The following is a 5,709-nucleotide window of genomic DNA, read 5'->3' on the forward strand; positions in this document are numbered from 1 at the left end:
GTTGGGGAAATGCAACGTTCTTGCAATCGAAACCGCTTAGCCGGACAGCAGTGGGACAAGCCGGGCCATGACGAATTACGGCCTGATCCGCCGCCCTCACGAACCGCTATTCGCCGCTGCCCAGGCGTCGGCCATTTCGAGCGCCTTTTCGCGTTCGCCGGTCTTCATGCGGTTCTTGTATTTCTCGAACAGCTCGTCGACGGCGGCGCGTTCTTCCGGCGTGCCGAAGCGGTTGGCCAGCGCCAGATAGGTCCAGCCTTCGACACGGTCGGCCGTGACGCCCTCGCCTTCGAAATAGATGCGGCCAAGCTCGGCCAGCGCCGGCGCGTAGCGTTTCTTCGACGACATTATGATCCAGCGCAGGCCTTCGGTGCGGTCGACCGGCACGCCGAGGCCGTTCCGGTGCATCATGCCGACGTGATATTGCGCATCGGCGCGGCGCGCCAGCGCGGCCACTTCGAAGGACTTCAAGGCTTCGACATAGTTACGCTTGAGGCCGATCTCCTCATTGCCTTCGAGATAGATCAGGCCGAGCCGCAGGGCGGCTTCCGGCTGTCCGCCACGCGCGGCCTGAAGGTAATATTCATAGGCCTTGGCGTCCGACTGCGTCACGCCGCCGGTGCCCGTGTCGTAGAGATTGGCAAGCAGCCAGGCCGCGCCTGTGTGGCCGCCCTCGGCCGCCTCTTCCCATTCGCCGAGCGCGCCCTCGCGGTCGCCGGCATTGTAGGCGGCAACGCCACGGTCGAACGCGGCCTGCGTGCCGGGCAAGGGCTCGGCCAGAACCCCGCCGGCCAGCGTGACGGACAGGCCGAGCATGGCGGCGAGCGAGGCAAGGCTTTTACGGGCGATCATGGGGCTCCTCGGAATGCAACGGGACGGACAGTGTGCCGGAATTTCCAGCGTTCGTCATTGCGAGCCCCCGCAGGGGGCGCGGCAATCCAGAAAGCCGCAGAATTCTGGGCTTCTGGATTGCTTCGCTACGCTCGCAATGACGATTATGGATTTCTATGCGTCTCAAATATCCGCGTAGACGTGTTTCTCCGCCGCGCCGCCGGGATGGGTGACGGCGCCCTTGCGGGCGGTGCCGACGAGCTGGGCGTATTTCCAGAGCGCGCCGGAGGCATACATGGTCTCGCGGGGCTTCCATTGGGCACGACGCTTTTCAAGGATCGCCGCATCGACATCGAGCTCGATGGTGCCGTTCTCCGCGTCGATCGAGATGATGTCGCCATCCTCGATCAGCGCGATCGGGCCGCCGACGGCGGCTTCCGGGCCGACATGACCGATGCAGAAGCCGCGCGTGCCGCCGGAGAAACGGCCATCGGTGATGAGCGCGACCTTGTCGCCCATGCCCTGACCGTAAAGCGCGGCGGTGGTGGAGAGCATTTCGCGCATGCCGGGGCCGCCCCTCGGGCCCTCGTAGCGGATGACGAGAACCTCACCTTCCTTGTACTGACGTTTTCCAACCGCCTCGAAGCATTCCTCTTCGCTGTCGAAGCAGCGCGCCGGACCGGAGAACTTCAGATGATCCTTCTCCATGCCCGCGACCTTGACGATGGCGCCGTCCGGCGCGAGCGAGCCCCGCAGCCCGACAACGCCGCCCGTCGGCGACAAGGGGTTCGACAGCGGATAGACGACCTTCTGATCCGGATTGAACTTCACGTCCTTCAGATTGTCGGCAAGCGACTGGCCGGTGACGGTCATGCAATCGCCATGCAGATAGCCGCCATCGAGCAGCACCTTGAGCACCATCGAAACGCCGCCCGCCTCGTGCAGGTCCTTGGCGACGTAATTGCCGCCGGGCTTGAGGTCGGTGAGGTAGGGCGTCTTCTTGAAGATTTCGGCGACTTCCATCAGATCGAAATCGATGCCCGCCTCATGCGCAATGGCAGGGAGATGGAGCCCGCCATTGGTCGAGCCGCCGGTCGCCGCGACGATGACGGCGGCGTTTTCGAGCGACTTGCGCGTGACGATGTCGCGCGGGCGGATATTGTTGGCGAGCAGATGCATGACGGCGCGGCCGGAGGCTTCCGCATATTCGTCGCGGCTCTCGTAAGGCGCGGGCGCACCGCCGGAACCCGGCAGCGCGAGCCCCATCGCCTCGGCGACGCAGGCCATGGTGTTGGCCGTGAACTGGCCGCCGCAGGAGCCGGCGGAGGGACAGGCGACGCATTCGAGCTCGTGCAGGTCCTCATTCGCCAGATTGCCGGCCGAATGCTGACCGACCGCCTCGAAGACGTCGACGACGGTGACGTCGCGGCCGTGGAAGCGGCCGGGCAGGATCGAACCGCCATACATGAAGACCGACGGCACGTTGAGGCGGACCATCGACATCATCATGCCGGGCAGCGACTTGTCGCAGCCGGCAAGGCCGACCAGCGCGTCGTAGCAATGGCCGCGCATGGTGAGCTCGACCGAATCCGCGATGACGTCGCGGCTCGCCAGCGACGACTTCATGCCCTGATGTCCCATGGCGATGCCGTCCGTCACCGTGATGGTGCAGAATTCGCGCGGTGTGCCGGAACCCATCGTGACGCCGCGCTTGACCGCCTGCGCCTGGCGCATCAGCGAGATGTTGCAGGGCGCCGCCTCGTTCCAGCAGGTCGCCACGCCGACGAAGGGCTGGTCGATCTCTTCTTCGGTGAGGCCCATCGCATAGTAGTAGGAGCGGTGCGGCGCGCGCTCGGGCCCGACCGTGACGTGGCGGCTCGGCAGCTTCGACTTGTCGAATATATTGGCAGTCATGTGATCGTGCGCCCGGATGAAGGGGCGCCTCCAGCCTCTCGGGATGAAAGTTGGCCGGATACTAGGGGGAAGGGTCCACCGGATAAAGCCCCCAAGTTGCCGCAAGCGGCCCCGAAATCCGCCGGTTGACCCCGGTTGACCAATGGCTTGGGCCGGGGGAACATCGGCGCAACCGGAACACCAGAACCCAATATCCGGATACAGGGAGAAATCACATGAAGGCCGCCGTTCTGCGCGAAGTGGGCAAGCCCCTCACCATCGAAGACGTCAAAATCAACAAGCCGGGCCCGCATGAGGTGCTGATCCGCACCGTCGCGGCCGGCGTCTGCCATTCGGATCTGCATTTCGTGGAGGGCTCCTACCCCTACCCGCTGCCGGCCGTGCTCGGCCATGAGAGCGCCGGCGTGGTGGAGCAGGTCGGCTCCGAAGTCCGCACGGTGAAGCCGGGCGACCATGTGATTACCTGTCTCTCGGCCTTTTGCGGCCATTGCGAGCATTGCCTGACGGGGCACATGTCGCGCTGCGTCAGCCCGGAGACGAAGCGGCAGGCGGGCGACGAGCCGCGGCTGGCGAAAGACGACGGTTCGATGAACCAGTTCCTCAACCTTTCCTCCTTCGCCGAACAGATGCTGATCCACGAACATGCCTGCGTGGCGATCCGCAAGGACATGCCGCTCGACCGCGCGGCGCTGATCGGCTGTTCGGTGACGACGGGCGTGGGCGCCGTGATCCACACTTCGAATGTGCGGCCGGGCGAAACCGTTGCCGTGATCGGCTGCGGCGGCGTCGGGCTTGCCTGCATCAACGGCGCGGCGATCGCGGGCGCGGGGCGCATCATCGCGGTCGACACGCAGGGCTCGAAGCTCAATCTCGCCAAGGAATTCGGTGCGACCGATGTCGTCAACGCAAAGGACGGCGACCCGGTGAAGCAGGTGATGGACCTGACGAATGGCGGCGTGCATCACGCCTTCGAGGCGATCGGCCTGAAGGCGACGGCCGAGCAGGCCTTCAAGATGCTGGCGCGCGGCGGCACGGCCAACATCATCGGCATGATCCCGGTCGGCGTGAACATCGAACTGCACGGCGCCGACTTTTTGGGGGAGAAGCGCATCCAGGGCTCGATCATGGGCTCGAACCGCTTCCCCGTGGACATGCCGCGCTTCGTCGATTTCTACATGGCCGGCAAGCTGAAGCTCGACCAGATGATCTCGCGCCGCATCAAGCTCGACCAGGTCAATGAGGCCTTCGACGAGCTGAAGCGCGGCGAGCTCGCCCGCTCGGTGATCATGTTCGACGCCTGACTTTCGGCCCTATCAAGACGGAAAAGGCGGCCCCGCAGGGCCGCTTTTTTTGTTGTTTGGCGGAAACCGAAACGGATTTGGCGGAAAATCGGCCTGCGGCGCCTTGACGCAGGCGCCGGCAATATCCACCTGTCCCTTGTGTTCAATCCGAACCCCCACGGGAGGACCCCCTCGATGCCTACGGCCGCAATGCTGGACGACCTGCCGAAAGGCGCCTGGATCGCAATGATGGTGATCGGTTTCATCGTCTTCTGGCCGATCGGGCTCGGTATTCTCTTCTACATGATCTGGAGCGGAAAAATGCACGGATGGAATCGGAACGGCATGCGTAGCTGCTCGTCGCAGTTCCGCCGCCACCGGTCGAGCGGCAACAGCGCCTTCGACAATTATCGCGACGAGGCGCTGAAGCGCCTGGAGGAAGAGCAGAAGGCTTTCGGCGAATTCATGGAACGACTGCGCCGCGCCAAGGACCAGAACGAGTTCGACCAGTTCATGGCCGAACGCAATGCACAGACCGGCAGCCCCGCAAACTGACCGGCGGATACCCGAAAGACGAAAGGCGGCTCGCAAGGAGCCGCCTTTTTTGTTGCCGGAAAACAGGGGACTTAATACCGCCGCATTAGGTGCCGAAACTCATGCCGGGTGTCGGGCACAAAATCAAAAGGCACGCAGATGGAAACGAACAGCTACTTCATCGCCGCCGACCCGATCGTGCTGATCATTCTCGCCGTCCTGCTGATCGTGCTGCTGCCGGTGGTGCTGTGGCTCGGCATCACGATCCTCTGGTTCGCCGTCGGCTTTTTTGCAGGCGTCTTCGTCTATTTCTTTTTGCTTTATCTCGTCGGCATCCCGCTGCTTGCGATCGCGGGCGGCGTCATGGCGGCGCTCATGGTGTGGGGCGCGCTGCTGCGAGGATAGGCCTCACGCCGCGCCTTCGAGCCGCTTCAGCGCCTCGGCGAATTTCGCCATGGCGGCTTGCGCGTCGGATTTGCGTTCGCGCTGCTCCTCGACAACCTGCTCGGGCGCGCCGGCCAGGAATTTGGCGTTGCCGAGCTTGGCATCGATCTTCTTCACCTCGTCGGAAAGCTTGCCGACTTCCTTTTTGAGGCGCGCGGTTTCGGCGGCGACGTCGATGACACCCTTGAGCGGCAGGATCAGCGTCGCCTCGTCGAGCACGAGTTGCACCGCCCCTTCGGGGATCGCGGCCGTCACATCGACGGTTTCGAGACGCGCCAGACGCTGAATTACGTCGCGGTGACGTTCGAGCCGCGCGAGACTTGCCGCACTCGCACCCTTGACGAGCAGCGCGATTTTCGCACCCGCCGGCACGTTCATTTCGGCGCGCACGGAGCGCACTTCGGAAATGAAGCGCGTCACCCAGTCCATCTCGGCATCGGCCGCCGCGTCGCCGAGACCGGCAAGCGCCGGCCAGGCGGCCTTCACCAGCATTGTGTCGCGCTTCGGCCCCTGCTCACCCGTGCGCTGCCAGAGCTCCTCGGTGATGAAGGGCATGAAGGGATGCAGCATCAGCAGTATCTGGTCGAGCACCCAGGCCGCGGTCGCCCGCGTTTCGGCTTTCGCCACCTCGTCCGACCCCATCAGCAGCGGCTTGATGAATTCGAGATAGAGGTCACAATAGACGTTCCAGACAAATTTGTAGGCC

Annotated in this window: 6 protein-coding genes; 3 read left to right on the plus strand and 3 right to left on the minus strand. The window is 64.1% G+C overall.

Translation table 11 applies throughout. From position 1 onward, the window contains the following. Positions 1–96: 96 nt before the first annotated feature. A complete protein-coding gene (locus WEB61_RS04140) occupies positions 97–852 on the minus strand; it encodes a tetratricopeptide repeat protein (RefSeq protein ID WP_368063062.1) in 756 nt (251 codons plus the stop codon). Between the two features lie 162 nt (positions 853–1,014). Next, a complete protein-coding gene (ilvD, locus tag WEB61_RS04145) occupies positions 1,015–2,745 on the minus strand; it encodes a dihydroxy-acid dehydratase (RefSeq protein ID WP_368063063.1) in 1,731 nt (576 codons plus the stop codon). A gap of 215 nt (positions 2,746–2,960) precedes the next feature. Here ilvD and WEB61_RS04150 point away from each other — a divergent pair, with 215 nt between their 5' ends. The 3 genes from WEB61_RS04150 (at position 2,961) to WEB61_RS04160 (ending at position 4,964) form a co-directional block, all read left to right on the plus strand. Beyond that, a complete protein-coding gene (locus WEB61_RS04150) occupies positions 2,961–4,046 on the plus strand; it encodes a Zn-dependent alcohol dehydrogenase (RefSeq protein WP_368063064.1) in 1,086 nt (361 codons plus the stop codon). Positions 4,047–4,220: 174 nt separating this feature from the next. Further along, the gene (locus WEB61_RS04155; RefSeq protein ID WP_368063065.1) at positions 4,221–4,580 is read left to right on the plus strand and encodes a DUF2852 domain-containing protein; all 360 of its coding nucleotides are present in this window, start codon (positions 4,221–4,223) and stop codon (positions 4,578–4,580) included. Positions 4,581–4,718: 138 nt separating this feature from the next. Continuing rightward, positions 4,719–4,964, plus strand: a complete 246-nt coding sequence (locus tag WEB61_RS04160) for a hypothetical protein (protein ID WP_368063066.1) — start codon at positions 4,719–4,721, stop codon at positions 4,962–4,964. A gap of 3 nt (positions 4,965–4,967) precedes the next feature. On the opposite strand, the gene WEB61_RS04165 is transcribed toward WEB61_RS04160, so the two are convergent. Beyond that, positions 4,968–5,709, minus strand: a 742-nt coding sequence (locus WEB61_RS04165) for a class I tRNA ligase family protein (RefSeq protein WP_368063067.1), incomplete at its 5' end; no start/stop codon positions are given.

It is taken from the genome of Parvibaculum sp. (genome assembly GCF_040882025.1).
In the GTDB taxonomy this organism is placed as follows: Bacteria; Pseudomonadota; Alphaproteobacteria; order Parvibaculales; family Parvibaculaceae; genus Parvibaculum.